The organism is Brachybacterium halotolerans subsp. kimchii, from assembly GCF_020792675.1.
Taxonomy (GTDB): Bacteria; Actinomycetota; Actinomycetes; order Actinomycetales; family Dermabacteraceae; genus Brachybacterium; species Brachybacterium halotolerans.
The window spans coordinates 934,119-959,075 of sequence record NZ_CP086254.1 but is presented as its reverse complement, the minus strand read 5'-3'; the positions used below and the strand labels follow the sequence as shown (position 1 = coordinate 959,075).

22 protein-coding genes are annotated in these 24,957 nt (G+C 70.5%); 9 read left to right on the top strand and 13 right to left on the bottom strand.

What is annotated here, in order from left to right:
* Positions 1-23: 23 nt before the first annotated feature.
* The 4 genes from Bra3105_RS04340 to Bra3105_RS04325 all read right to left on the bottom strand — a co-directional run bounded on the left by Bra3105_RS04340 (position 24) and on the right by Bra3105_RS04325 (position 4,004).
* Positions 24-1,541 (bottom strand): MmgE/PrpD family protein, encoded by a 1,518-nt coding sequence (locus Bra3105_RS04340; RefSeq protein WP_228358749.1) that lies wholly within the window; start codon positions 1,539-1,541, stop codon positions 24-26.
* A gap of 153 nt (positions 1,542-1,694) precedes the next feature.
* Positions 1,695-2,285: a GNAT family N-acetyltransferase gene (locus Bra3105_RS04335; RefSeq protein WP_228358748.1), complete on the bottom strand. Its 591-nt coding sequence runs from the start codon at positions 2,283-2,285 to the stop codon at positions 1,695-1,697.
* A gap of 150 nt (positions 2,286-2,435) precedes the next feature.
* Entirely contained in the window at positions 2,436-3,152 is a 717-nt protein-coding gene (locus Bra3105_RS04330; protein WP_228358747.1) for a DinB family protein, read from the bottom strand.
* A 90-nt stretch (positions 3,153-3,242) separates the two neighbouring features.
* Positions 3,243-4,004, bottom strand: a complete 762-nt coding sequence (locus Bra3105_RS04325; protein ID WP_228358746.1) for a hypothetical protein — start codon at positions 4,002-4,004, stop codon at positions 3,243-3,245.
* Positions 4,005-4,780: 776 nt separating this feature from the next.
* Here Bra3105_RS04325 and Bra3105_RS04320 point away from each other — a divergent pair.
* From Bra3105_RS04320 to Bra3105_RS04295, 6 genes are all read left to right on the top strand, one after another.
* The gene (locus Bra3105_RS04320) at positions 4,781-6,163 is read left to right on the top strand and encodes a hypothetical protein (protein WP_228358745.1); all 1,383 of its coding nucleotides are present in this window, start codon (positions 4,781-4,783) and stop codon (positions 6,161-6,163) included.
* A gap of 131 nt (positions 6,164-6,294) precedes the next feature.
* On the top strand, positions 6,295-6,633 hold the full coding sequence (locus Bra3105_RS04315) for a hypothetical protein (protein WP_228358744.1): 339 nt from the start codon (positions 6,295-6,297) through the stop codon (positions 6,631-6,633).
* 406 nt (positions 6,634-7,039) lie between these two features.
* On the top strand, positions 7,040-8,911 hold the full coding sequence (gene dnaK / locus Bra3105_RS04310; RefSeq protein WP_228358743.1) for a molecular chaperone DnaK: 1,872 nt from the start codon (positions 7,040-7,042) through the stop codon (positions 8,909-8,911).
* Positions 8,911-9,588, top strand: a complete 678-nt coding sequence (locus tag Bra3105_RS04305) for a nucleotide exchange factor GrpE (protein WP_228358742.1) — start codon at positions 8,911-8,913, stop codon at positions 9,586-9,588. The genes dnaK and Bra3105_RS04305 overlap by 1 nt, the downstream gene beginning before the upstream one ends.
* 253 nt (positions 9,589-9,841) lie before the next feature.
* Entirely contained in the window at positions 9,842-10,861 is a 1,020-nt protein-coding gene (locus Bra3105_RS04300; RefSeq protein WP_200501332.1) for a DnaJ C-terminal domain-containing protein, read from the top strand.
* A 129-nt stretch (positions 10,862-10,990) separates the two neighbouring features.
* Entirely contained in the window at positions 10,991-11,464 is a 474-nt protein-coding gene (locus Bra3105_RS04295; RefSeq protein ID WP_200501331.1) for a heat shock protein transcriptional repressor HspR, read from the top strand.
* Positions 11,465-11,537: 73 nt separating this feature from the next.
* Here the strand turns inward: Bra3105_RS04295 and Bra3105_RS04290 are convergent, their stop codons facing one another.
* From Bra3105_RS04290 to Bra3105_RS04265, 6 genes are all read right to left on the bottom strand, one after another.
* Positions 11,538-12,650: a glycosyltransferase family 4 protein gene (locus Bra3105_RS04290; protein WP_228358741.1), complete on the bottom strand. Its 1,113-nt coding sequence runs from the start codon at positions 12,648-12,650 to the stop codon at positions 11,538-11,540.
* Positions 12,647-13,432 (bottom strand): TVP38/TMEM64 family protein, encoded by a 786-nt coding sequence (locus Bra3105_RS04285; RefSeq protein ID WP_228358740.1) that lies wholly within the window; start codon positions 13,430-13,432, stop codon positions 12,647-12,649. Before Bra3105_RS04285 ends, Bra3105_RS04290 begins: the two co-directional genes overlap by 4 nt.
* A 7-nt stretch (positions 13,433-13,439) precedes the next feature.
* Positions 13,440-14,831: a glycosyltransferase gene (locus Bra3105_RS04280; RefSeq protein ID WP_228358739.1), complete on the bottom strand. Its 1,392-nt coding sequence runs from the start codon at positions 14,829-14,831 to the stop codon at positions 13,440-13,442.
* 377 nt (positions 14,832-15,208) lie between these two features.
* Positions 15,209-15,691 carry a YbhB/YbcL family Raf kinase inhibitor-like protein gene (locus Bra3105_RS04275; RefSeq protein ID WP_228358738.1) on the bottom strand — a complete coding sequence of 161 codons (483 nt, stop codon included), beginning with the start codon at positions 15,689-15,691 and terminating at the stop codon, positions 15,209-15,211.
* 118 nt (positions 15,692-15,809) lie between these two features.
* Positions 15,810-17,087, bottom strand: coding sequence for a carboxylate--amine ligase (locus tag Bra3105_RS04270; protein WP_228358737.1), 1,278 nt, complete (start codon positions 17,085-17,087; stop codon positions 15,810-15,812).
* 122 nt (positions 17,088-17,209) lie between these two features.
* A complete protein-coding gene (locus Bra3105_RS04265; protein ID WP_228358736.1) occupies positions 17,210-18,469 on the bottom strand; it encodes a carboxylate--amine ligase in 1,260 nt (419 codons plus the stop codon).
* A 211-nt stretch (positions 18,470-18,680) separates the two neighbouring features.
* Here Bra3105_RS04265 and trpS point away from each other — a divergent pair, with 211 nt between their 5' ends.
* The gene (trpS, locus tag Bra3105_RS04260; protein ID WP_267062204.1) at positions 18,681-19,799 is read left to right on the top strand and encodes a tryptophan--tRNA ligase; all 1,119 of its coding nucleotides are present in this window, start codon (positions 18,681-18,683) and stop codon (positions 19,797-19,799) included.
* Positions 19,800-19,821: 22 nt separating this feature from the next.
* Here the strand turns inward: trpS and Bra3105_RS04255 are convergent, their stop codons facing one another.
* The gene (locus Bra3105_RS04255; RefSeq protein ID WP_228358735.1) at positions 19,822-21,459 is read right to left on the bottom strand and encodes a DUF5129 domain-containing protein; all 1,638 of its coding nucleotides are present in this window, start codon (positions 21,457-21,459) and stop codon (positions 19,822-19,824) included.
* A 152-nt stretch (positions 21,460-21,611) separates the two neighbouring features.
* Here Bra3105_RS04255 and cysK point away from each other — a divergent pair, with 152 nt between their 5' ends.
* Together cysK and epsC are read left to right on the top strand one after the other, a co-directional pair.
* On the top strand, positions 21,612-22,541 hold the full coding sequence (gene cysK, locus Bra3105_RS04250; RefSeq protein WP_228358734.1) for a cysteine synthase A: 930 nt from the start codon (positions 21,612-21,614) through the stop codon (positions 22,539-22,541).
* Between the two features lie 7 nt (positions 22,542-22,548).
* The gene (gene epsC, locus Bra3105_RS04245; protein ID WP_228358733.1) at positions 22,549-23,211 is read left to right on the top strand and encodes a serine O-acetyltransferase EpsC; all 663 of its coding nucleotides are present in this window, start codon (positions 22,549-22,551) and stop codon (positions 23,209-23,211) included.
* 38 nt (positions 23,212-23,249) lie between these two features.
* Here the strand turns inward: epsC and Bra3105_RS04240 are convergent, their stop codons facing one another.
* Positions 23,250-24,020: an SIR2 family NAD-dependent protein deacylase gene (locus Bra3105_RS04240; RefSeq protein ID WP_228358732.1), complete on the bottom strand. Its 771-nt coding sequence runs from the start codon at positions 24,018-24,020 to the stop codon at positions 23,250-23,252.
* On the bottom strand, positions 24,017-24,874 hold the full coding sequence (locus Bra3105_RS04235) for an aldo/keto reductase (protein ID WP_228358731.1): 858 nt from the start codon (positions 24,872-24,874) through the stop codon (positions 24,017-24,019). The genes Bra3105_RS04240 and Bra3105_RS04235 overlap by 4 nt, the downstream gene beginning before the upstream one ends.
* Between the last annotated feature and the right edge of the window lie 83 nt (positions 24,875-24,957).

Genomic DNA, 24,957 nt, shown 5'->3' with positions numbered 1-24,957 from the left:
GCTCGTCCTTCCAGGATCCGGGGTCAGAACAGGCCGGTGGGAGCCGCCGCGGGATCGATGACGCCGTCGGCCGCACGCAGGGAGAGCCGGTGCAGCTGCCCCGCCGGGAGCTCGGGAAGACTCTCGACGGCCTGCAGGAAGCGGTCGGCCTCGGCGTCCTCGACCACGCCCTCGGCGAGCGAGCGGAATTTTTGGACGTACTGCTCGCGCACGAAGGGACGGGCGCCCTGCGGGTGCGCGTCGGCCACGGCGATCTCGTCCCGGATCACGGTGCCGTCGCGCAGGGTGATCTCGACGGCACCGCCGAAGGCCTTCTCCGCGAGGTCCAGCGAGTGGTAGCGGCGCGTCCATTCAGGATCCTCGGTCGTGGTGACCTTCCGCCACAGGGCGACGGTGTCGGGTCGGCCGGCGCGCTCGGGGGCGTAGGAGTCGACGTGGTGCCACGCGCCGTCCTGCAGGGCCACGGCGAAGATGAACGGGATCGAGTGGTCGAGCGTCTCGCGGGAGGCGCGCGGGTCGTACTTCTGCGGATCGTTCGCTCCCGAGCCGATCACGAAGTGGGTGTGGTGGGAGGTGCGGATGAGGATCGAGTCGACCTGCTCGGGGTCCGTGACCTCCGGATGCGTCTCGTGCAGTCGGCGCGCCAGGTCGATCCAGGCCTGCGCCTGGTACTCGGCCGAGTGCTCCTTGGTGAAGGTGTCGAGGATCGCGCGCTTGGGCTCGCCGGGGTCGGGGAGGGAGACGGTGTAGCGGGCGTCGGGGCCGTCGAGCAGCCAGGCGATCACGCCGTCCTCGCCCTCGTAGATCGGGACCGGGGAGGTCTGCCCGCGCATGGCGCGATCCACGGCCTCCACGGCCATCTTCCCGGCGAAGGCGGGGGCGTGCGCCTTCCACGTCGAGATCTCCCCCTTGCGCGACTGGCGCGTGGCGGTGGTGGTGTGCAGCGCCTGGCCGATGGCCTGGAAGATCGTCTCCGCGTCGAGGCCGAGCAGCGTGCCGATCCCGGCCGCGGCCGACGGCCCCAGGTGCGCCACGTGGTCGATCTTGTGGGCGTGCAGGCTGATGGCCCGTGCGAGGTCGACCTGCAGCTCGTAGCCGGTGGCGATGCCGCGGATCAGGTCCGCGCCGGTCGCGCCCGTGTGCTCGGCGACCGCGAGGACCGGCGGGATGTTGTCGCCGGGATGGGAGTACTCGGCGGCCAGGAAGGTGTCGTGGAAGTCGAGCTCGCGCACCGCGACGCCGTTGGCCCAGGCCGCCCACTCCGGGGAGGTGCGCTCATCGGTGCCGAACACGCCGGCGCCGGATCCTCCGCGGGAGAGCGGGTGGCTGAGTGCCTGCGCACGGGCCGAGACCACGGGGGAGCGGCGCAGGGACGCGAGGGCGACCGCGGCGTTGTCGATGACCCGGTTGATGATCATCTCCGTGACCTCGGGGCCGACGGCCACGGGGTCGACGGCGACCTGCGCCATCTGCCAGGCCAGCTGCTCCTCGCGCGGCAGGTTCTCCTCGGAGCGGTGGACGCGGACGTCGATGTCGTGCATGGGGTCCTCTCGGATCGTCGCGGGGCGTCTCCGTGTATACCGCATCCGTGCGGGAGCGCGCCGGGAGGGCCACGGTCTTCCTCGCGCTCCTCCGCGCGAAAGGATCAGGTCGGGTTCACGTGTGCGCCGCGCTGCTGTCCGTGACGTTGCCGTTCACGAGGGGACGACGATCGTGTGCATGACGCAGTTCTTCAGTCCCTTGGGCCGGTCGTAGACGAAGCCGAGCCGTTCGTAGAGCCGACGGGTGCCGTTGTAGAGGAACGAGGAGGACATCTTCTTCGTCTGCTGCGTGAGGTCGTGCGGATAGCTCTCGACGCGTCCTCCGCCGGCCTGCGCGATCAGGTCGAGAGCGCCTGTGATCGCCTGCTCGGTCAGCCCGTGGCGCCGGTGCCGACGGTCGACGAAGACGCACGTGATCCGGAAGTCCGGGACCACCTCCTGGGTGGCCTCGTACTCCTTGCGGTGGTGGATGTTCGGCAGCTCCTCGGCGGTCCCGAACTCGGCCCACGCGATGGCCTCCTCGCCGTCCATCACCAGGGCGGCGTGCGCGACGCCCTTCTCGACGAGGTCCCGCTTGATCGCCCTGCCGTCCTCGAGGCTCAGGTCGCATGCGGAGCAGCCCTTGTGGAAGTGCGTGCACCAGCAGCCGCCGAAGATCCCGTGGTGCCGGTCCACGAGGGCCTCGAACGCGGGCCACGTCCCGGGCGTCAGCGGCCGGACGTCATAGGTGCGCTCGTGATCCATCGTCGCCTCACTCCTTCGACCCGGCGGGAACGTCCGCGCGTTCGGTGCCCGCAGCTGCGGTCAGCCGCCCCGTGGCCCTGTCCATGCCGGGGAGAGTACGCCGGAGACGAAGGCGGCGCGCCGGGCGGGGGGATATCCGGTGTGCGGGGCTCAGTCCCCGGCGGGCTGCTCGATCAGATCGAGATCGCGCACGCAGAACCCGTGATGCTCGAAGGTCTCGCGCAGCATGGTGCCCAGGCATTGCCGCACCGAGCGGCCCCGGGCATAGGGCGGCCACAGGTCGTTGTCGGGGATCGGCGCAGGCTGTCCGAGCTGCTCCGCGCCGACCTCGCCCAGCCAGTCCTCGAGCTCGGCGGTCTGCTCGGCCCTGATCGCGAGCACGTCCTCGAGCGTGGGATCCGCCGCGGGGTCGAGCCCCTGTTCCTCCGCGACGATCCCGTCGATCCCCAGCCCCAGCGGGGTGAAGGGGGCGTCGGATCCGAGGCAGCAGCGACGGAACCATGAGTCGTGCACGAACACCAGGTGGCGCAGGGTCTGCAGGGCCGACCACTCGTCGTGGACGCTGCGATGCTCGAGGCCGGGCGAGCGTTGCAGGCGCTGCGCCGTCGCCCCCCACTGCTCGTGCAGCTCGCGCGCCGCGCGGCGCAGATCGTGCACGTCATCGGAGCGGAGCAGTCGACGCACCGGATGCCGGCGGTCGAGCTCGGCATCGACGTACTCCATGACCTCGACTCCGTTCACGACCAGGTTCGTCACCTGGCCCTCGATGACGGCGTCCTCCAGGAGCACGCCCACGAGCCGCGCGCCGGTCAGGTCGCATTCGCGGAACTCGGCGCCGCGCAGATCCGCATCCATGAATCGCCTCATGCCCGGCACAGTAGGCCCGGCCCCCGACGATCGGGGCGTGCCGACCCTCCCGTCAGGACCGTTGCCGTCCGTCAGCACTGCCGCCGTCTCTCAGGACTGCTGCTGGATGATCCCGATCTTCTGCCAGACCTTCCGAGCCATGTCCGAGGTGAGGGCCTCGATGCCCTGGACCGCGTCCAGCACGTCCCCGTCCGTCGTGTCCTCGGCGAACAGCGCGGCGCTCTTGCCCACCAGCGACAGCATCTCGGTGGAGAAGTCGAGGTACCGGGTGAGGTCAGCCCGGTCCAGATCCATGCCGCCCTCCTCCCGGGTGGCGCGTTCGAGGCGCTCGGGGACCTTGGTGAGCTGGTGCATGTCGATCACGTGCGCGAGGGAGCGCAGGCGATGCAGGATCCTCAGCACGCGCGCCCGCTCCATCCGCTCGGGCAGCGAGAAGAGGAAGAACACGGCGATGCCGCCGAACACCAGGTCGTTGATGATCGTCTCGATCAGCGGCAGCAGGTCGAGCGGTCCGACGGCACCGGGGGAGGAGACGACCTGGGCGATCGCCAGCGCCACCGCGCCGCCCAGGGAGATCGCGATCAGCAGCATGCCCAGGCGCGAGAGGACGCGAGCCGCGCGCACGCGGCGCCTGCTGATCCCGGATCCCGCGTTGATCTCGTCCACGATCCCCACCACTTCGCCGCACACTTCCCAGAGCGTGCGATCGGGGAAGCGGGAATTGATGCGCTGCTGCAGCGACTGCGCCGAGCGCCGCACCGCGGCGCCGTCCAGGCGTTGGAAGCGGCTGGAGTCCGGCGGCGCGTCGGTGTGGTCGTCGGGGCGCGGGATCGGAGTGGGAAGCCGGGGCATCCCGCGAGGGTATGGCACGACCGAGTGCCGACGCCGTCGTGAGCGGCCATGACGGTGTCGAGGGCTACTGCGCGGGCTCCGTTCAGTCACCACGCGACCCTTCTGAGCCCGAGCCATCGCAGCCGCGGCGCGCGTCGGCCCGACGGCGAGTCTGTTGTAGGTCCTAACGGACCTGTCGCAAGCTTGAGCCTCTGACCTGCGCCGCTATGAACTGACTGGCCCCCTGGATTGCGGCTAAGTTGTCAGATCCTCAGGAATCGAGTTCCGAGATGGAACGCTGCGGAGGTCCTGCGTCGGCCGTGCCGGTCAGCGCGCCGCTTCGGGGAGAGGAGGCGGACCAAGGGCGCTCATTGCAGCGTCCCGTCACCGGTCAGACCAACGGCCGTGAAGTCTTGGACGGCCTGCGAGGCGTACCTGGACGCGTCCAGGTCACAAGCGGGTGTATCTAGTTCGGGTTCGCCCTTCAGGGTTAGAGCCACTCTGGCGGCTCCGTGCAGGCCACTTCGGAGGTTCGTGACGCCGCCCCCGGAATCTGAAGCTATGATCCAGCTGGGTCTACCGAAGAAAAAATCGGAAGTTCGCTAGGGTGTCTCGCGCCAAACTGTCTACAGCCCCAAGCGTGACAAAATGTAAGTGAGGGAGCGGGCCACATGGGAATGCGAAGAAAGCCTCGAAAGGCGATGAGCTTTCAGGTAATGGATTGTTCCCGCTGCGGGGCAAGGCGCGTCCTGGGTCAGACTTGCGCTGAATGCAAACTGAAACCTCGCCCGGGTGAGGTGAACGCCTTCGTCGTGCAACGCCGTACTGCAACGAGGCGCGTCCAAGAGGGTTTGGCTGATCAATCCGTGGTGACGGAGCAAGACGAGGCCGGGCTTCCGACATGCGAAGAGTTGGGGAACTACCTCGATAATTTTGCTGACGCGCTCAGTGGCCTAATCGCTGACTCAGCGTCCAGCGAATCCGTCGCACGAATGGTGGAAGCTGAACGACTGCTCCAGGGAATGGAGCGTAGGTGCTCAAATCACCCTCGCCTCCGACCGTCCATTGCTCAGCACGAGGTTGTTGCCAAGGTAATTGAGCATTTCTTGGAACTGTGGCCGACGTATTCCCGGGCGTTGCAAGCGCCAGCGTTGGACGAGGCTCAGCGCCTCGCCAGTCAGGGGCAGAATCTTATTGACGCGGCTACGGAGGAGCTGGGGAAGTATTACACTCTCCTTGAGTCCGTGCGGGCTTACGAAGACCACTCGATCCCTAACCTTTTCGAGCGTTCTCTCAATGCCCTGGCCTCATCGTATCCTGGGCTCGATTTGCTCGATTTGGATCGGCTAGGCGCTCAGGAAGCCGCGCGGCTGACCGGTGTTCTTGCGCAACCCGGCCAGGGGGCGCAATTTCTTATCCTGGACGCACTGGGGTCTGTCCATTTCGACCCAAAGCGTTTTCACCATGTGCTCGGAGAGGCGAGTCGACTGTGTCAAGAAAGCTCTCAGATTTCCGAAGTGGCATCGCAGTCGGGTGCATTGGAAGGGCTGGCGACCAGTTCACGCCTCGTCTACGAAGCCTTGGAAGGGTTCGAGGCCGCCCTTTCGCGCGTCAAGGATGAACAGGCGCTGATGCGGCGGATCATTAAGTTCTACGGCGAGATCTACGAGGACGTCGCTAGCCCAATCCTTGCCTGGTACAACCTGGTGGCCGGCATCAAGTCGCAACCGTACACAAAGCTCATCCAAGACGACGCGACGGCGCTGGCGCGTAGTCTTACTCGCCAGGGCCAGACGGCTTTCCTGCTCCAGGATGACGGGGCCTTCCTCCGCAACGCCTCTCAACATGGCAACAGCTTCATTTTTGAGGGGGATCACGTCATCTTCCAACTGCGGTCATATCAAGAGACGATATCGCGGGCGGGAGTCATTGATCGCATCTTCAGTTTTGTGGAATCGGTACTTGCGATGAACTGGTCTTTGATGAATGACTTGGCTCGGTTGGGTATCGAAGTGCCGTTGAAGGAAGACGACGCCTCATACATGAACCTGACAGCCTTCCGGCTGGCAACCCTATGGCTTGAGAGCGGGGCTCCACAGTTGTTGAGGCGAGCGAGAGCCCAACGTCGTGGGACTTCACTCTCACGATCGACCGGGACGACGTATTCGCTCTGGCTCTAGCTTTCGCGCAACACGTTCCGGATACCATCTCAAAAGTATCCGTGCGTGTTCCTGGGGCGGTGACAACCTTGGTCGTTCCATTTGCGGCGTTCGATATCTTCGAGGGTACCCGAGAAGCAGCGAATGCTCCCGTGGACGACCTGATGGCGGTAATTGAGTTCCGCGACAAGTGCACGGTTAACGGGAACTCGCTCTTGACAATTAGCGATCTAAAATATGCAGCCGGGTCCGTTGGGCTGTTCTTGCTGAAAGGGGGCGACTTCTCTCTAATTCCTGCGTTGCGAAAAGTGAACAGTCTGGCTGCCGCCCATGCGGCTCCGGAGATCGCCAGCGTGGTCAAGCGAATATTTGAGCTCACCCGCACCCCGAGTCCCGCAGGCTTTCTCCAGCTCGAGCTGACGCTGAACAGGTGGACGAATGGCTCGGCGCCTACTTTGCCCGCATTCGAAGCTGTGACGGTCCGCAAGTAGATTGCACAAATTGTCTGGCTTTGACGCTCGCTCGCTCACCGGTCCATGTCCTTCCGGGCGCCGGAGTCCTGCTTGGGCTGGGTCTGGTGCATGATCAGGTCCCGTAAATCGGGGCCCGGTCTTCTGTTGCGGCACGGAACAGCTCCGGGTAGCGCCGCTGTCCCCGGTAGGCCGGTGGCGCTCACGCCGGACCCCGCATCCGTGAACTGGACCACTTCTCGCCCACGGGGGAATGAACGGCAGGATCCCGTAGTTGAGTCTAGTGTGCTCAAGGTTGATGAGGCGGGGTTTGACAGCCCTGCGGAGCGGATCTCTACTTGAGTGCGTACGACTCAGCGCTTCCCGTCGGCATCGCCGGCGGTGCACGAACCCGTTGCGACCGTGCGTCGCAGAAAGGCAGGACCCCATGTCCCGTGTCGTCGGAATCGACCTCGGAACCACCAACTCCTGCGTCGCGGTCATCGAGGGCGGACAGCCCACCGTGATCGCGAACGCGGAGGGCATGCGCACCACCCCGTCCGTCGTGGCCTTCTCCAAGCAGGGAGAGGTCCTCGTGGGCGAGGTCGCCAAGCGCCAGGCGGTCACCAACGTGGACCGCACCATCTCTTCGGTCAAGCGCCACATGGGCACCGACTGGAGCACGGACATCGATGACAAGAAGTACACCGCGCAGGAGATCTCGGCCCGCATCCTGGGCAAGCTCAAGCGCGATGCGGAGGCCTACCTCGGCGAGCCCGTCACGGACGCCGTCGTCACCGTCCCCGCGTACTTCAACGACTCCGAGCGCCAGGCGACCAAGGACGCCGGCCAGATCGCGGGACTGAACGTCCTGCGCATCATCAACGAGCCCACCGCGGCCGCTCTCGCCTACGGGCTGGAGAAGGGCAAGGACGACGAGGAGATCCTCGTCTTCGACCTCGGCGGCGGCACCTTCGACGTCTCCCTGCTGCAGGTCAGCAAGGACGAGGACGGCTCGGCCATCCAGGTCGAGGCCACCGCGGGCGACAACCGCCTGGGCGGCGACGACTGGGACCAGAAGATCGTCGACTGGCTGATCCAGCAGGTGAAGTCCAAGGATGGCGTGGACCTGAGCAAGGACCGCATCGCCCTGCAGCGCCTCAAGGAGGCCGCGGAGCAGGCGAAGAAGGAGCTCTCCTCCTCGACGTCGACGAACATCTCGCTGCAGTACCTCTCGATGACCGAGAACGGCCCGCTGCACCTGGACGAGAAGCTGACCCGCTCGCACTTCGAGGAGATGACGCAGGACCTCCTCGAGCGCACGAAGGCCCCCTTCCACCAGGTCATCAAGGACGCCGGGATCTCCGTCTCCGACATCGACCACGTGGTCCTCGTCGGCGGCTCGACCCGTATGCCGGCCGTCTCGGAGCTCGTGAAGTCCCTGACCGGCAAGGAGCCGAACAAGGGCGTGAACCCCGATGAGGTCGTCGCCGTGGGCGCCGCCCTGCAGGCCGCCGTCCTCACCGGCGACCGCAAGGACGTCCTGCTCATGGACGTCACCCCGCTGAGCCTCGGCATCGAGACCAAGGGCGGGCGCATGACCAAGCTCATCGAGCGCAACGCGGCCATCCCGACCAAGGCATCGGAGATCTTCTCCACCGCCGAGGACAATCAGCCGTCGGTCGCCATCCAGGTCTTCCAGGGCGAGCGCCAGTTCACCCGGGACAACAAGCTCCTGGGCACCTTCGAGCTGACCGGCATCGCGCCGGCCCCGCGCGGCATCCCGCAGATCGAGGTCACCTTCGACATCGACTCCAACGGCATCGTGCACGTCAGCGCCAAGGACCGAGGCACCGGCAACGAGCAGTCCATCCAGATCACCGGCGGGTCCGCCCTCTCCGAGGACGATATCGACCGCATGGTCAAGGACGCCGAGGCCCACGCCGCCGAGGACGAGGAGCGCCGGAAGAACTCCGACGCCCGCAACACCCTCGAGCAGCTCGTCTACCAGGGCGAGAAGCTGCTGAAGGACAACGAGGACAAGATCTCCGAGTCCGACCGCACCAAGGCCGAGGACGCCATCAAGGAGGGCAAGGACCTGCTCGCGAACGAGGACGCCTCCACGAGCGACCTCGAGGCCAAGCGGGATGCTCTCAACGAGGCCCTCCAGGCCGTCGGCACGGCGATCTACTCGCAGCAGGGCGAGGACGGCGCCGCGGGCGCCGAGGGCGCCCCGAACGCGGACGCGGGCGCGTCGTCGGATGACGACGACGTGGTCGACGCCGAGATCGTGGACGACGAGGACGAGGAGAAGAAGTGATGACCGAGAACCAGCAGACGCCCGATCCCCAGGACCCGCGCGGTCCCGAGGGTGACGCGGCAGAGGCCGGGTTCTCCTTCACCGACAAGCGCAGGGTGGACCCGGCGGACGGCAGCGTCCGCCCGTCGGGCCCGACGGCCGACGATCAGGGGGGCGACCCCCTGGACGCCGAGGCGGCGGCGCTCTACGAGCAGGCGCAGCAGGAGGGCGACCCCGCGGGGGAGGCCTCCGGCGAGAGCGCCCGGATCGCGGAGCTCGAGTCGCAGGTGGCGGACCTGTCCGAGGAGCTCAAGCGCTCCCAGGCCGAGTACGTCAACTCCCGGCGACGGATCGAGGCGACGGCGGCGGCCGACAAGCAGGCCGCCTCCTCCCGCGTCCTGGCCAGCCTGATCAGCGTCCTGGACGACATCGAGCTGGGTCGCCAGCACGGTGACATCGCCGAGGGCACCCCGTTCCACTCGATCGCCGCGAAGCTCGAGGACACCCTGCGCGCGCAGGGCCTCGAGCGGTACGGCGAGGCGGGCGACGAGTTCGATCCGAGCCTGCACGAGGCCCTCATGCACGAGGAGTCCCCGGAGGCGGACACCACGCGGATCAAGCTCGTCATGCAGCCCGGGTACCGGGCGGGCGAACGCGTGCTGCGCCCCGCCCGCGTGGGCACCGTGGGCCCGCAGTGATTCCCACGCGATGATCGAGGGCGCTCCCGTCGGACAGGCGGGAGCCGCCCCGATCGCACGCCGACCCCGTCGGCGCGGCGGGCCGGTGCGGATCAGTTCCGCACCGGCCCGCCTGCCATGAGGGACCATCGGCACCACAGACTTCCGCGGCCCGCAGCCGGGCCGTGCACCATGGTCCCAGCGGCCCCCCTCGCCGCACCGAGACCACCACAGATCCACAGCAGACCGACGCTCCCCGAAAGGAGGCGCACGAATGTCCCAGCAGGACTGGCTCGAGAAGGACTTCTACGCGGTCCTCGGCGTCTCGAAGGACGCGAGCGCGCAGGAGATCAAGAAGGCATACCGCAAGAAGGCGCGGGACCTCCATCCCGACCGCCACCCCGACGATCCCTCCGCCGAGGACCGCTTCAAGGAGGTCGGCGAGGCCTACTCCGTCCTCAGCGACGACGAGCAGCGCGAGCAGTACGACGCGATCCGCGCCATGGGCGCGGGCGGCGCGCGCTTCGCCCCCGGATCCGGCGGCGGAGGCGGAGGCGGGTTCGAGGACATGTTCGGCTCGATGTTCGGAGGCGGCGGCGGAGGCCGCACCGCCTACAGCACGGGCGGGCAGAACATCGACATGGACGATCTGCTGCGCATGTTCGGCGGCGGTGGCGGAGGCGCGAGCTTCGGCGGTGCGCCCGGCGGCGGCGCGGGCTTCGGCCGCGGCGGCTACGCCACGCAGACGAAGGGCGAGGACCTGCGCGCCCACCTCACGCTCAGCTTCCGCGACGCGGCACTGGGCACAGAGGCGAAGCTCGATGTGGGCGGGCGCAGCGTCACGACCCGCATCCCCGCCGGCGTGCACGACGGGCAGAAGATCCGTCTGCGCGGCAAGGGGCAGCCCGGTCAGAACGGCGGCCCCGCCGGCGACCTGATCCTCACCCTCGACGTCGGTTCCGATCCCGTGTGGTCCGCCGACGGCGCGGACCTGCACATCACCGTGCCCGTCCGCTTCGACGAGGCGGCGCTCGGCACCACGATCGAGGTCCCCCTGTTCGAGGGCGGCCATGTGAGGATGAAGGTCCCCGCGGGCACGCCGTCGGGCCGTACCCTGCGCGCGAAGGGCAAGGGACTGAAGACGTCCAAGCGCACGGGAGACCTGCGTGTGAAGATCGAGGTGGCCGTCCCCGAGCACCTCGACGAGTCGGCGCGCGAGGCCGTCGAGGCCCTGCGCGACGCCCTCGGGGACGAGAACCCGCGCGCCGGCCTCGCCGAGGCCGCCCGGCGCTGACGGCCGCGGCGGATCCGGCCCGGACGCCGAGCGTGCCGGGCCGGCCGCCCCCGGCCGACCGCGACGGGCCCGCCGCACGACCCGGTGCACGATCAGAGCTCGACCGCAGGACGAGAGGAGGCGAGGGCGATGCCCCCGTTCCAGCAGATCGACGAGCGGGCACCCGTGTTCGTCATCTCCGTCGCGGCCGAGCTCGCGGGCATGCACCCGCAGACCCTGCGCCAGTACGACAGGCTCGGTCTGGTCTCCCCGCAGCGCACCTCCGGCCGCGGCCGCCGCTACAGCGCGCGCGACGTCGCACAGCTCCGCGAGGTCCAGCGCCTCTCCCAGGAGGAGGGCATCAACCTCGCGGGCATCAAGCGGATCCTCGAGCTGCAGGACGAGGTGACGCAGCTGCAGTCCCAGCTCGGCTCCGTGCGCGAGGCGATCGCCGCGATGGGCGGACGCGCCTCCGGCGCCCGCAGCAGTGGCGGGGGCGAGAACTCCGGCCGTGTCTTCGCGGCCGACAGCGCGGGGCGCGTGAGCACCCTGCGCCGCGGCCAGCGTCCTGCCCGGCCCGACAGCGGGGCCGTCGTGCTCTGGAGGCCCGGCGGAGGGCGCTGAGCCGCCCGCGCCGGACCCATCGGCCCGTCGGCCGGACCCGGCCCGTCGCCCGGAGTGGGCCCGTCGGCCGCTCTCAGCGGGGACGATGCGGGCTGACGCCCTCCCGGTCGTAGATGTCCTGCAGCTGGGCTGCGACCTCCTGCATGTCCACCGCCTCGGCGGCGGCGCGTCCCGCCGCGGAGAGGTCCGCGAGCTCCCCGGCGAGCAGCAGTCGCAGACGCTCCGCGATCTTCTGCGCACCGCTGCGCCGGGCGCGCAGCGCCTGGTCCGAGCCGCCGCTCACGGCGCTCGAGGCGGGCACGGGCACCTTGTGGACGACCTCGCCGTCCGGCAGCCAGTCCTCGTAGATCGGGATGTCCGAGAGCAGCACGGGGGCGCGGCAGGCGAGGGCCTCCAGGAGCACGATCCCCTCGGTCTCCTCCTTGGTGAGGAAGCAGAAGGCGTCGCACCCGGCGTAGGCCTCGCGCAGCACGTCCGGGGTGACGTACCCCGGGAAGCGGGCGTTGGCAGGGGCGGAGGCGACCGCGGCCGCGACGTCCTTCGTGATCAGACGGGGGTCGGTGCGGCCGTACCAGACGAAGGTGACCTCGGGCATCGACCGGGCGAGCTCCACCCATTCGAGGATCCCCTTGCGGACCATCTGGATGCCCACGCTCATCACCACCGGCGCCTCGGGCGCGAGTCCCAGACGGTCGCGTAGCGCCTCGCGGTCCCCGTCGCGGCGCGCGAAGAAGCCGGTGTCGACCCCGTTCGAGAGCACGTGGATGCGCCGGGAGATCTTGTAGCGGGGCCGGGAGATCAGGGTGCGCGCGTACTGCGTGGGCGTGACGACCGCGTCCCCGCGGCGGTAGATCCACGCGATCCAGCGTCGGAACCAGGGGGCGATCCGGTTCGCGCCCGTGAACGAGTCCCGGAAGTCCTCCTCGGTCGAGTGCGCCCACATCATCACCGGTCGCCCGCGCAGGTGCGAGAGCGCCGCCAGCAGCGGCGTGTCGGGGAAGGGGGTGTTCAGGTGCGCGACGTCGTAGTCCGCGAAGGGCGAGGTGACGACCTCGTGCCCCAGGGCCTCGACCGCGCGGCGCTGATGGCGGATGGCCTCGCCGATCCCGGACTGACCCGCGAGGGCCGCGAGGCCCTTGGGGATCAGCACGCGCAGACGTGCGGGTGTCGTCTCGTCGCCGCTCACCAGGGCACCACCTTCATCAGCAGGGCGCTCACGCCCAGTCCGTACGCGATCAGCGCCCAGGGCTTGCACGCGAGGATGATCAGCGCGAACGTGCGCCAGCGCATGCGGGTCGTGCCCGCGAGGTAGCACAGCAGGTCGTCCGGCGCGACGGGCAGGGCGATCGCGGCCGCGAAGAGGGTCGTGAAGCGGGGCCTGCGGGTCCACCCCAGGTACTTCTCGACCGTGCTCTCGCTGAACGCGCGCTCGATGAGCCCGAGTCCCACGTGGCGGGCGATCGCGAAGTTCGCGAAGGAGCCCGCGCACACGGCGAGGTAGCTCAGCAGCGTGCCCTCGACGGGGCCGAACAGCACGGGCGCCGCGAGCACGAGGATCCCGCCGGGGATGATCGGGAAGACGACGCTCGCTCCGCTCAGCAGCACCAGGACCACGGGTCCGAAGGCCCCGAGGGAGTCGATGAAGGACTGCAGGTGCTCCTGGGAGTCCAGGACGCCGGCGCGCAGGCCCCAGATCACGGCGCCCGCGCAGGCGAGCAGTCCCAGCAGGGGCGCGAGGCGCACCGCCATCCGCAGCGGATCGCGGCGGGAGGCGGCGGGCGCGTCACCGGAGGCGGTGACGGGGGCGGCCCCGGCGGGCGGAGCCGAAGGGGTCGATGAGTGGGATCGGGCCGACGGTCCGGCCGACGGGCCGGCCGCGGGGCGGGCGAGGACGGAAGGGCGTCGGACGACGGCAGGGCGCGCGGGGCGGGCGGAGCGCGCGGTGCGCCCCGGGATCGTGGTGCTCATGGTCGCCTCAGGCGTTCAGGAGGCGCGAGGGGGCGCCGTGCGGACCGCCCTGGGCGGCCGGTGCTGGGACCGCGGCGGCCGGGACTCCCGAGGGTGCCTCGGCGAGGTGCGCGCCGAAGCCGGGCGCGAGGCCGGTGGCCGAGGACGACGCCGCCGAGACCGCCGATGGGGCCGCCCCACGGCTGCGCTCGATGTGCATCGTGCGGTAGACCTCGAGGACCCTCGCGCCGAAGGCCTCCGCGCCGCAGGTGCGGCGCGCATGCTGGAGGGCGCGGTGCGACATCCTCTCGATGCCGATCTCGTCGTCCAGCAGCGAGGTGAGACGGACGCAGAACTCCGCGGAGTCCTCCACGGCATAGCCGGTCTCGCCGTCCACGAGCACGCCGGCGACCGAGTCGTCGCGGCGGCACAGCAGCGGGAGCCCGCAGGCGAGGGCCTCGATGTAGGTGAGGCCCTGGGTCTCCGAGCGGGACGCGGAGACGAACAGGTCGGCCATCCGGTACCAGCGCGGGACCTCGTGCGGGTCGATCGCGCCGGCGAAGCGCACGGACCTCTCCATGCCGAGGTCGGCGACCAGGTGCTCGAGGTGCTCGCGGTAGGGGCCGTCGCCCACGAGCACGAGGACCGCGTCCTCGCGCTCGGCGGCGGCCACGTCGCGGATGACCTGGTCGAGGTTCTTCTCCTTGGCCAGGCGCGAGACGCTCAGCAGCACCTTCTGGCGGGCGCCGATCCCCAGGGAGGCGCGCAGGGCGGCGGAGTCGGCCGCCTCGGCGGAGGACTGGGCGGGACGGAAGCGCCCCAGGTCCAGTCCCGTCGGGATCACGTGCACGGGGCGGCTCACCCGGTAGCCCTCGAGGAGGTGCGCGACCTTCTCGGTGGGGGCGATGACCGCGTCGGTGCGCTCCAGCAGCCGGCGGGAGAACTCCGCGACGGCCTTGCGGCCCATGGTGCGGCTGGGGGAGTAGTAGTGCGTGTAGTCCTCGTAGATCGTGTGGTACGTGTGCACGAGGGGCACGTCGAGGTCGCGGGCGATGCGGCGGGCCCACACATGGGTGGTGAACTCGCAGTTCGAGTGGACCACGTCCGGGTGCCAGCGCTTGATCGCGCCGAGGATGCGCCGCTGGTGGATGGTGCCGATGCGGGCGCTCGCGTAGAACAGCGAGGCCGAGACCGAGCCGAGGCGGTAGACCTTGCCCTCGCACGAGGAGCGCAGGCCGGGTGCGAGGGTCAGCACCCGCACGTCGCAGCCCAGGGCTTCGAGCTGCCGACGCAGCGTGGTCACCGAGGCGACGACCCCGTTGACCGCGGGTTCCCACCAGTCGGTGGTCAGCAGCACCTTCAGCGGGCGCTCGGATCGCGCGGCGTGCCGCGCGGACGAGGACCTCTCGAGCAGTGTCATGGTGCCATCCTCCGCCGGAGACGGGGCCGACCCATCAGTCGGAGGTCCACTCCGCGTCCACCCCAGGGATGATCCTGCGACGGAGGCGGACCCGGGCACTCGGCCCTGGCCTCCCCCTTCGCACGAACGTGAGCGCTGCATGGTCCCGACCATAGCGTCCCGGAGCCGCGAGTCGAGGGTGCGGCGGGGGACACGCCGGGGAAGGCCTGATGACGGGGAGCGGGTCGGGGCGGCGGAGCGGTGTCGAGGAGTCATGCTCCGAGTCTGCGCACCCGCGGCGCCCCGTCCCATCCCGCCACCTGGTGGGGCCCATGTCGGGCTTTCCCCACCTCCGGCGCCCGCTCCGGCGCGCACTCGGTGGCCGGTTCAGGCGGTGATCACTCGCTGACCTGGTAGGTGGCGGTGAGGTCGGCGCTCGCGAGCTGCTGGGTGAAGATCGCGAAGCGCGCGCCCACGTGGGGGTCCGACGGATCGGCGCCCAGGGTCTCCACGGGCAGCGCGTGCACGGAGAACACGTAGCGGTGCGGAGGACCGGCGGGCGGGTTGGGGCCGTCGTAGCCGATGCGTCCGAAGTCGTTGGCCGCCTGCTTCAGACCGGTGCTCTCGCGGGGCACACCGAGGTCCAGCGAGGTGGCCGAGGCGGGGATGTCCCAGGCGATCCAGTGCCAGAAGCCCGAGCCCGTCGGCGCGTCGGGGTCGTAGCAGGTGACAGCGAAGCTCCGGGTGCCCTCGGGCGCGCCGGTCCAGGTGAGGTCCGGGGAGGTCGAGGTGCCGCCGAGCTCGGGGGCGAGCTGCGCGGCGGCGACCACGGAGTCGTCGGGAGTGGCCTGCGAGGTGACGGAGAACGTGGTGTCGGTCATGCTCCCAGGCTACGGGACGCTCGCCCGGTGACGACAGGATCCCCGGCTGTCGCAGTGATCGACCGGAGCTCGTCGGCGCGTCCCTCCTGTGCCGTTCCCGGGGCTCGTCGGCCCCGGATCAGAATCCGCTGGAGGAGGGGCGCGGGTAGTGCGTGAGGAACTTCTTGACCTGGTTGGCCATCGCGGCGGCGATGTAGGCGCGGCGGCGCGCGCCCTCGGTGGCGTAGGCCAGCGGGTGCACCGTGCGGTGGCGGGCGATGCGACGCACGCGGGCCCGCAGCCCGGGCTCGGTCACGTAGCGCATGAGCAGGGGGCGGGGGACGATCGAGTAGAGGATCTCGTCGTCCGGGACGATCCGCTCGATCCGCTCGTGGTCGACGACGTCGCGGACGACCGCGCGCGCCACGTTCGCCCCGGCCGCGGTCATGTAGTAGTTGTTCCGCCCGATGCGCGGGTTGACCTCGAAGAACTTCGCGACACCCGTGCGCGGGTCGACCTTCACGTCGAAGTTCGCGTAGCCGCGGTAGCCGGTGTGCTCGAGGAACGCGACGGCCTGCACGGCGATCTCGCCCGGGTCGGCCGTGAACATCGCCGCAGGGTTCCCGAGGGCGCCGGGGGTGTGCTCCTCGAGCAGCACGTGCGCGCCGCCGAGCAGGGTCACCCGGCCCGCCTGGTCGACGTAGGCGGTGATCGAGCGCATGGCGGTGTCGTCGCCCGGGACCATCTCCTGGACCACGAAGCGGTCGGCGAAGCCCGCCTCGTCGAGCTGGTGCACGAGGTCCGTGAGCTCGGCGGGCTCGGTGAGGTGGTAGACCTTCTTCTTCCCCGTGAACTCCACATGCGTGTAGGCGGAGGAGCGGGCGGGCTTGGCGACCACGGGGAAGGCGAACGGGAGGTCCGGGATCTCCGTCGGCCCCTCGCCGGTGAAGTCCACGACCACGGTCTCCGGCGTGCTCACGCCGAGCGTCGTGCAGATCTCGGAGAAGGTCGCCTTGTCGGAGACGTCGCGGAGGGTCTTCTCGTCCAGCACCGGCAGCACGAAGAACTCCTCGAGCTCCTCACGGTGGGCGCTGAGCAGTGAGATCAGCCAGTCGGCGTTCGCGAGCACGATCGCCGGGACGCCCGGGCGCTGCGCGGCGCGCTCCCGGCCGTGGCGCAGCAGGGCGGCGGCGAGGTCGTCCTCGGTGGCGCTCGCGCCGAGCTCCTCGGCCACCAGGATCCGCGAGTCCGCGATCGGCCCCGAGACGCTGCGCGTGATGACGTGCGAGATCGTCCCGTACTGCTCGTGGAAGGCGCGGGCCAGGGCGTACACGCCGATGTCACCGCCCAGCATCACCAGGTCGAAGTCGTCGCGAGGCTCGACGGGGCCGCGGGAGCGCGAGGAGGCGGGCGCCATGGGTGATCTCCTTCGGACGGGCAGCGGGACGGCCGACGGGCCGAACGGGTGACGGGGTGGAGGGCCGACGGGCCTGATGGGTGTCGGCTGGACGGCCGACGGGCCGGACGGGATCGGTCCCGTCAGAACCCGGTGTCGGTCGGGCGCGGGTACACGCGCAGGTACTTGCGCACGAAGTTGAGGCCGGAGGTGCGGGCGTACGCCTTCATCCAGGCCCCTTCCGGACGGTACAGGAAGGGATTCGCGAGCGCGGTGCGGGCGACGTCCTTCACGCGCGCCCGCAGATGCGCATCGCGCACGTAGCGCAGCACGAGCCGCACCGGAAGGATCGTGTAGAGCACCGGACGTGTCACCACGACCTGGTCGATGTCCTCCCCGCGCACGAGGTCCTCGACGATGTGCCGGGCGACCGACTCGCCGGCAGCGGTCACGTAGTAGTTGTTGCGCCCGATCCGCGGGTTGATCTCGAAGAAGCACTGCTCGCCGGTGCGCGGATCGACCTTCACATCGAAGTTCGCGAAGCCGACGTAGTCCACCGCGTCCAGGAAGCGCGAGGCGGCCTCGACGAGCTGCGGGTGGGCGCCCGTGATCATCGCGGCCGGACGGCCCAGGGCCTCCGGCGTGTGCTCGCCCAGCAGCACCTGTGCGGCGCACAGCAGGGTGACGCGTCCGCGGCTCGAGCGGTAGGCAGTGATCGATCGCTGCGCGGTGTCGTCGCCCGGGACCAGGTCCTGGAACAGGAAGCGGCCCGTGAAGCCCGCGTCGCGCAGGCTGCGCACCAGGCGCAGACGCTGCTCCTCGCTCTCGAGGAAGAACACCTTGCGCTTGCCGGGGAAGGACACCCGGCCGTACTCGGCGGTGTTCGCGGCCTTGCCCACGCAGGGATAGGCCCAGGGCAGCGGGTCCTCTCCGTCCCAGTCCGCGTCGCGGGCCCGTGCGAAGTCCACGACCTTCGTGGGCGGGGTCGCGATGCCCAGACCCTCGCAGATCTCCTGGAACTCGGCCTTGTCGGCGAGGCGCTCGAGCTGCGCGGCGTCGACCTGGGAGAGCAGGTAGTGCTCCTCGAGATCGGCCCGGTGGGCGTCGATGAAGGCGACCAGCGAGTCGGCGTTGCACAGCAGCAGTGCGGGACGACCCGCAGGACGCTGCTGCGCGAGCTCGACGAGCACGTCGCGCATCTCCTCGTCGCTCGCGTCCGCGCCCAGCACGATGCTGCGCGCGGTCACGGTGCGCTCGTTCATCGCCACGGGCACGCGGCACACGAGTGTGGACACGATCCCGTACTCCTGATGGAACGCGATCGTGAGGTTCAGGGTGTTCAGACCCGCTCCGAGCACGACGACGTCGAAGCCCGGATCGGCCGTCGGGGGGGACGAAGGCATGCGTGGGATCCTACCGGGCGCTCACGCGTTCTCTCCCAGGTGGGACACGGATCTCAGCGTGCGCCGGCGGTGCGCGGCCACAGGGTCGTGTCCACGGGCAGCGCTCGCAGGCCGGTCGCGTCGTCCTCGTGGGAGGCGATGAGCACCCGGGTCTCGTGGGCGGCCTGGGGCCGACGTCGGGACCGGCGACTCGGGCCGATAGCATGGATCGGTGACCACCGAGAACACCGAGACGGCCCAGACCCCCGAGAACTCCGACGCCGCCGGCATCAGCGACGCCAGCTACCGCCGCGCGCAGACTCGCAGCGACGCGCTGTGGGAGAAGATCCGCACGAACCCCAGCGGGCTGCGGATGCTCACCGGGGACCGCCCCACGGGCGCGCTGCACATCGGCCACTACTTCGGCTCCCTGCGCAACCGGGTGCGGCTGCAGCAGGCGGGCGTGGAGACCTGGCTGATCGTCGCGGACTACCAGGTCATCACCGACCGAGAGGTGCTCGGCGACATCCGGGGCTCGGTGCGCGAGCTGATCACCGACTACCTGGCCGCGGGCATCGACCCGGAGCAGGCCACGATCTTCACGCACTCCGCGGTGCCCGCGCTGAATCAGCTGATGCTGCCGTTCCTCTCGCTCGTCACCCAGCCCGAGCTCGAGCGCAACCCCACCGTGAAGGCAGAGCTCGCCGCCGCCGGCAAGTCGGCGATGGGCGGGCTCATGCTCACCTACCCCGTCCACCAGGCGGCGGACATCCTGTTCTGCCACGGGAACCTGGTGCCCGTGGGCAAGGACCAGCTGCCCCACATCGAGCAGACCCGTGTGGTCGCCCGCCGCTTCAACGAGCGCTACGCGGGCGGGGAGCAGTACTTCCCCGAGCCCGACGCGCTGCTCTCCGAGGCGCCCACGATCCTGGGGCTCGACGGCAGCCACAAGATGAGCAAGTCCCTGGGCAACACGGTCATGCTGCGCATGAGCCCTGAGGAGACCGCGAAGAAGATCAAGAAGGCCAAGACGGACTCCGAGCGGGAGATCACCTTCGATCCCGAGAACCGTCCCGAGGTCGCGAACCTGCTGACCATCGCCTCGCTGTCCACGGGGCGCAGCCCCGAGGAGATCGCCGCCGAGATCGGCGACAAGGGCGCGGGCACCCTCAAGGTGATGACCGCCGAGGTCCTCAACGAGCACCTGGCGCCCCTGCGCGAGCGCCGTGCCGAGCTCGAGAAGGACCCCGGCTACCTCTTCTCGGTGCTGCGCGCGGGCAACGAGCGCGCGAACGCCGCGGCCGACGAGACCCTCGCCCACGTGCGTGAGGTCATGGGGATGGTCTACTGACCCGTCGCCCGACGGCCCCGGTTCAGAAGCTGCTCGAGCTGCCGGCTCCCGAGAAGCCGCCGCCCGAGTACCCGCTCGTGCTCCCGGAGGACGCCGGCGGATTGCGGTGCGTGTCCAGCGCCGTCGTGGCACCGCCGTACCAGGCGCCCGTCCACAGCACGGGGCTCAGCGAGTATCCCGAGACGTAGTCCTGCGGGTGCCGGGCGAACTGCCGGCCGCGCACCGAGGTCGGGAAGTCGCTGGTGAAGTGCTCGGGCTCGGCGTCCCGCATCACCTTCGCCTCGTCCTCGTCCTGTGTGCGCACGCCGATGGCCTCGTCGCGCAGGCGCTCGCTCGCCACGGACAGCCGCTCGGTGAGCTCGTCGAGCCTCTCCAGCGCGTCGTCCGGGCTGATGCCGCCGTCGAGGTAGGCGGTGGAGACCTCCTCGAGGTCGCTCGAGACCTGCCGGGCCGTGGACCGCAGGCCGGCGGCCGCGTCGGAGTCCGTCGTGGCGCCCTGCTCCCCGTGAGTGTCGGAGTCGGAGTCGGAGTCGAATTCGGTGTGAGCGTCGGCGGGGTCGAGGACCTCCGCGATCGTCTGCTCGACCGCGGCCAGCGACTCGTCGAGCGGGCGCTGCTCCTCCTCCCATGCGCTCCGGAAGTCTCCCGAGCGGCCGAGGAGCCGGGCCGCGCCGATGATGGTGTCGTCGGCGCGATCGGCGACCTCGACCGACGTCGCGAACTCCTTCGCCCGGCGCGCCGACGCCGGGCCGATGCCCCACAGCGGTCCCGGGCGGGCAGGCAGTGCGGAGGAGGTGGTCTCCGCCTCGTCGACAGCGCGGCGATAGTCCTCGACGTCGGCGAGGATCGTCGCCCCGTAGGAGGAGTCGCGCGGGATCCGGGAGGCGGCCTGATCGGTCTCCTGCCGCTTCGCGCGCACGTTGTCGAAGCGCTCGCGGGCGGTGCGGACCCGGCGGCGGCTGCCGGCCCCGCGGGCGAGCGCGGCCACGGCCCCGGCGCCGAGGGCGACGAGCGCGATGAAGGCGCCGATGATCGCGCCCGGACTCCGCCACCAGGGGCGTCCCAACAGGTCGGCGTACTTCTGGGCGCCCGCGTCGAAGGCATCCGCCCACGCCCCGTCGGAGGCGTCGTCCTTCATCGCGTCCTGCACGTCCTCGAAGTCGCCGTCGGAGAGCTTGACGTCCTCCCCGGCGTACGTCCCGACCTTCCGGTTGTCCGGGTCGATCGCGAGGATCACGACGCCGTCGGCCCACTTCTCCCCGTCGATCCAGTCGGGGTGCTCGGACCTCGCGAAGTGCAGCACCGCGTCGTTCAGCCCGGTATCGGCCGACGGGTCGGCGTCGTGCCCGGAGATGTCGAGGGTGACCACCTTGAGGTCGACGGGAGCGGCGGCCTCGCGGAGGTCGATGTCCTGGAGTCGGCCCTCGAGGGCATCCGTATCATCGATGACTCCCTGCGCGTCGTCGATCTCGACGGAGCCCGGGGGAGCGGCGAGCGCGCCCGGGGCCAGCAGGGGAGCGAGCAGCGCCAGCAGCGCGAGAGCGCCGACGAGCACGAGGACGAGGCTCCGCACGTGGGTCGACGGTGCCGGGGCGCGGGTCGTCGCCCGGGGCGTGGGAGGAGCCGGGGGAGCGGTCGGGGCCTGGGGATGCGGGTCCATGGCTCCACGCTACGGAGCGCCGAGCGCACGGAGGATCCGCCGATCGTCGGTCCCTGCACCTGCGCAGGGAGCGCCCTTATACTCGCCTTAAGCAGACCTTTGGGTGGTGGCCGGTGCGCCGGAATCGCCGCCCCGGACGGAAGGGAACACGCATGCCCATCTTCGAGAACGTCTCCGAGCTCGTCGGCCGCACTCCGCTCGTGCGCCTGAACCACCTGGGCGACGAGGTCGTCGCCGACGTCGTCGCGAAGCTCGAGTTCTACAACCCCGCCGCCTCCGTCAAGGACCGCATCGGCGTGGCCATGATCGACGCGGCCGAGCGCTCCGGCCAGCTCCAGGAGGGCGGCACGATCGTCGAGGCCACGAGCGGCAACACCGGCATCGCCCTGGCCATGATCGGCACCTCGCGCGGGTACCGGGTCGTCCTGACCATGCCCGAGTCCATGTCCAAGGAGCGGCGCGCCCTGCTGCGCGCCTTCGGCGCCGAGCTCGTGCTCACCGAGGCCTCCAAGGGCATGAAGGGCGCCGTGGAGAAGGCGCAGGAGGTCGCGGAGGAGACCGGCGGCGTCCAGGTCAAGCAGTTCGAGAACCAGGCCAACGCCGAGATCCACCGCACCACCACCGCGGAGGAGATCTGGGAGGACACCGACGGCGAGATCGACGTCCTCGTCGCCGGCATCGGCACCGGCGGTACCATCACGGGCGTCGGCCAGGTCCTCAAGGAGCGGAAGCCCGGCGTGCGGATCGTCGCCGTCGAGCCCGCCGAGTCCCCGATCCTCAACGGCGGCCAGCCCGGGCCCCACAAGATCCAGGGCCTCGGCGCGAACTTCGTGCCCGCGCTGCTGGACACCGACGTGTACGACGAGGTCATCGACATCGACGCGGAGACCGCCATGGAGCGTGCCCGCTCGATCGCCCGCAGCGAGGGCCTGCTCGTGGGCATCTCCTCGGGCGCCGCGATCGAGGCCGCCGTGCGCGTGGGTTCGCGCCCGGAGCTCGCGGGCAAGCGGATCGTCGTGATCGTGCCCTCCTTCGGCGAGCGCTACCTCACGACCCCGCTGTACGCCGAGTACATGGACTGAGGTCCGCATGGGCCTCCTCTCCCGCGCCCGCAGCGGCCGACGCGGTGGGCTCGTGCGCGGGACCGCCGCGTCGCTGGACGGACGATCCGGTGCCGCGGACCTGCGCGGCGCGCTCGCGGCCGTCCGCGAGGACGTCACCGCGGCGCGCCACCGCGATCCCGCGTCGACCTCCGACCTGCAGGTGCTGCTGACCTCCCCGGGTCTGCACGCGATCTGGTCGCACCGCCTCGCCCACCGCCTCTGGGGCGCGGGGCGGGGCGGGCGGCTGCCCGCGCTGCTGCTCGCCCAGGCCACCCGCTCGGTCACGGGCGTGGAGATCCACCCGGGCGCGCGCATCGGGCGGCGCTTCTTCATCGACCACGGCATGGGCGTGGTCATCGGGGAGACCGCCGAGGTGGGCGATGACGTGATGCTCTACCACGGCGCGACCCTGGGCGGACGCTCCATGGAGCGCACGAAACGCCACCCCACCGTGGGTGACGGCGTCGTCATCGGGGCGGGCGCCCGCGTGCTCGGCCCGGTTGCGATCGGCGATGAGGCGCAGGTCGGCGCCAACGCGGTGGTCGTGGCCGACGTCCCCGCGCATGCGACCGCCGTCGGGGTCCCCGCACGGGTGCGCCGCGAGCGCGCCCATCCCGAGGAGCTCGTCGACCCCGCCATCTGGATCTGACCCGCGGCCGCGCTCCTGGTCCCGACCAGCGGTCGCGCTCAGCCGAAGGGCTCGAGGAAGGGGTTCGTCGCGCCGTCGCGATGGCTCTCCCAATCGGGGAGCACCTGATGGGCGTCCTCGGCGATCACGTGGTCGAAGGCGGCCCGCACGAACGGGTCCCGCGGAGGATCGATGTCGATGAGCACCGTGGTCGCGCCGTGCTCGCGCGCGAGCGGGGCGAGCGCCGCGGCCGGGAACACCGTGCCGCTGGTGCCGACCACCGCGAACACGTCGGCCGAGATCGCGAGGGCCTGCGCGCGCGAGAGCGCGGCCTCGGGGAGCATCTCGTCGAACAGCACGACGTCGGGCCGGGTCGGGCTCCCGCACACGGGACAGCGGGAGGGCGCGCCGTGGTCCTCGGCGCGATCGCCCTCGCCCGGGGTCAGCGGGGCCTCCCACGTGCAGTCGGGGCCGGTGCAGACCGCCGCGTACGCGCGGCCGTGCAGCTCGCTCACGTCGCAAGACCCCGCCGCCTGGTGCAGGCCGTCCACGTTCTGGGTGATCACGGGCGCGCCCATGCGGGCGATCGCGTAGTGGCCGGGCGTCGGCCCGTGATCCGCCGCGACCTTCGCCATCCCGCCCCACACGCGCCACAGCGCGGGCAGGGATCCGGGCAGGGCATCGGCGTGCATGGCGCTCTCGAGGTCGGGAGAGAGGGCCCAGAGCCCGTCGGGCCCGCGGAAGGTGCCGACCCCGGTGCGGGCGCTGAGCCCCGCCCCGCTGAGGACAACGAGCCGCTGCGAGGGGTCCGGACGGAACCGGGGGGTCACCACTCCTCGTGGGTCCTCGAGTCCCAGGCGGCGTCCTCGCCCAGGTCCAGCGTGGCGAGCAGGGCGCGGTCCTCGTCGTCCAGCGCCACGGCGCCCAGGTCGAGGTTGGTGCGCTGGCGCTCGGGGTTCGCGGACTTCGGGATCACGACGATGCCCTGGTCGACGGCCCAGCGCAGGGCGATCTGCGCGACGGCGACGCCGTGCTTGTCGGCCACCTTCCGGATCGCGAACTGCTCGCCGAGGCCCTCGCGGCCGCCGAGCGGTCCCCAGGCCTCGGTGACGATGCCGTGCTCGTCGTGGAAGGCGGCGGCGTCGTGGCGCTGGAGGGCGGGGGAGAGCTGGATCTGGTTGACCTCCGGCCACTCCCCGGTCGCGTCGAAGAGCTCCTGCAGCTGATCGGGACGGAAGTTCGAGACGCCCGCGTGGCGGATCAGGCCCTCCGAGCGCAGGTCCAGCAGGGTGCGCCAGGTGTCCAGGGCCAGGCCGCGGGAGGGGTTCGGCCAGTGGATGAGGACGAGGTCCACGCTGTCCAGGCCCAGACGGCGCAGGGACTCGAGCACCCCGCCGCGAGCGGCCTCGCGGCCCTGGTCGCCGCCGGCGACCTTCGTGGTGATGAAGACGTCGGCCGGATCGAGGCCGCTCGCGCGCAGGCCCTCGCCCACGGCCGCCTCGTTGCCGTACTGGGCGGCGGTGTCGATGAGCCGGTAGCCGCCGCGCAGGGCCGCGGCGATCGCCTCGGCGCCCTCGACGCCCTTGGTCGAGGAGGTGCCGAAGCCGATGAGCGGGATCTCGGTCCCGTCGGCGAGGGTGCGGGTGGGGGCCGACGGGGCGGCTGCTGCGGACGACGTGCTCATGGGGACCTCCTGGGTCGGTGGGTCGGTGGGTCGTGCAGTGCTGTGACGTGCTGTGGAGCGGGTGCTGTGCGGAGCTGCGGGCT

Coding starts and splice junctions, on each gene's coding strand:
- Bra3105_RS04330 (WP_228358747.1), bottom strand. CDS start 3,152: ATGAGGCGATTCATGGATGCGGATCTGCGCGGCGCCGAGTTCCGCGAA.
- Bra3105_RS04265 (WP_228358736.1), bottom strand. CDS start 18,469: ATGCCTTCGTCCCCCCCGACGGCCGATCCGGGCTTCGACGTCGTCGTG.
- Bra3105_RS04275 (WP_228358738.1), bottom strand. CDS start 15,691: ATGACCGACACCACGTTCTCCGTCACCTCGCAGGCCACTCCCGACGAC.
- Bra3105_RS04270 (WP_228358737.1), bottom strand. CDS start 17,087: ATGGCGCCCGCCTCCTCGCGCTCCCGCGGCCCCGTCGAGCCTCGCGAC.
- cysK (WP_228358734.1), top strand. CDS start 21,612: ATGCCCATCTTCGAGAACGTCTCCGAGCTCGTCGGCCGCACTCCGCTC.
- Bra3105_RS04280 (WP_228358739.1), bottom strand. CDS start 14,831: ATGACACTGCTCGAGAGGTCCTCGTCCGCGCGGCACGCCGCGCGATCC.
- Bra3105_RS04335 (WP_228358748.1), bottom strand. CDS start 2,285: ATGGATCACGAGCGCACCTATGACGTCCGGCCGCTGACGCCCGGGACG.
- epsC (WP_228358733.1), top strand. CDS start 22,549: ATGGGCCTCCTCTCCCGCGCCCGCAGCGGCCGACGCGGTGGGCTCGTG.
- Bra3105_RS04285 (WP_228358740.1), bottom strand. CDS start 13,432: ATGAGCACCACGATCCCGGGGCGCACCGCGCGCTCCGCCCGCCCCGCG.
- Bra3105_RS04295 (WP_200501331.1), top strand. CDS start 10,991: ATGCCCCCGTTCCAGCAGATCGACGAGCGGGCACCCGTGTTCGTCATC.
- Bra3105_RS04305 (WP_228358742.1), top strand. CDS start 8,911: ATGACCGAGAACCAGCAGACGCCCGATCCCCAGGACCCGCGCGGTCCC.
- Bra3105_RS04300 (WP_200501332.1), top strand. CDS start 9,842: ATGTCCCAGCAGGACTGGCTCGAGAAGGACTTCTACGCGGTCCTCGGC.
- Bra3105_RS04255 (WP_228358735.1), bottom strand. CDS start 21,459: ATGGACCCGCATCCCCAGGCCCCGACCGCTCCCCCGGCTCCTCCCACG.
- Bra3105_RS04340 (WP_228358749.1), bottom strand. CDS start 1,541: ATGCACGACATCGACGTCCGCGTCCACCGCTCCGAGGAGAACCTGCCG.
- Bra3105_RS04235 (WP_228358731.1), bottom strand. CDS start 24,874: ATGAGCACGTCGTCCGCAGCAGCCGCCCCGTCGGCCCCCACCCGCACC.
- Bra3105_RS04325 (WP_228358746.1), bottom strand. CDS start 4,004: ATGCCCCGGCTTCCCACTCCGATCCCGCGCCCCGACGACCACACCGAC.
- dnaK (WP_228358743.1), top strand. CDS start 7,040: ATGTCCCGTGTCGTCGGAATCGACCTCGGAACCACCAACTCCTGCGTC.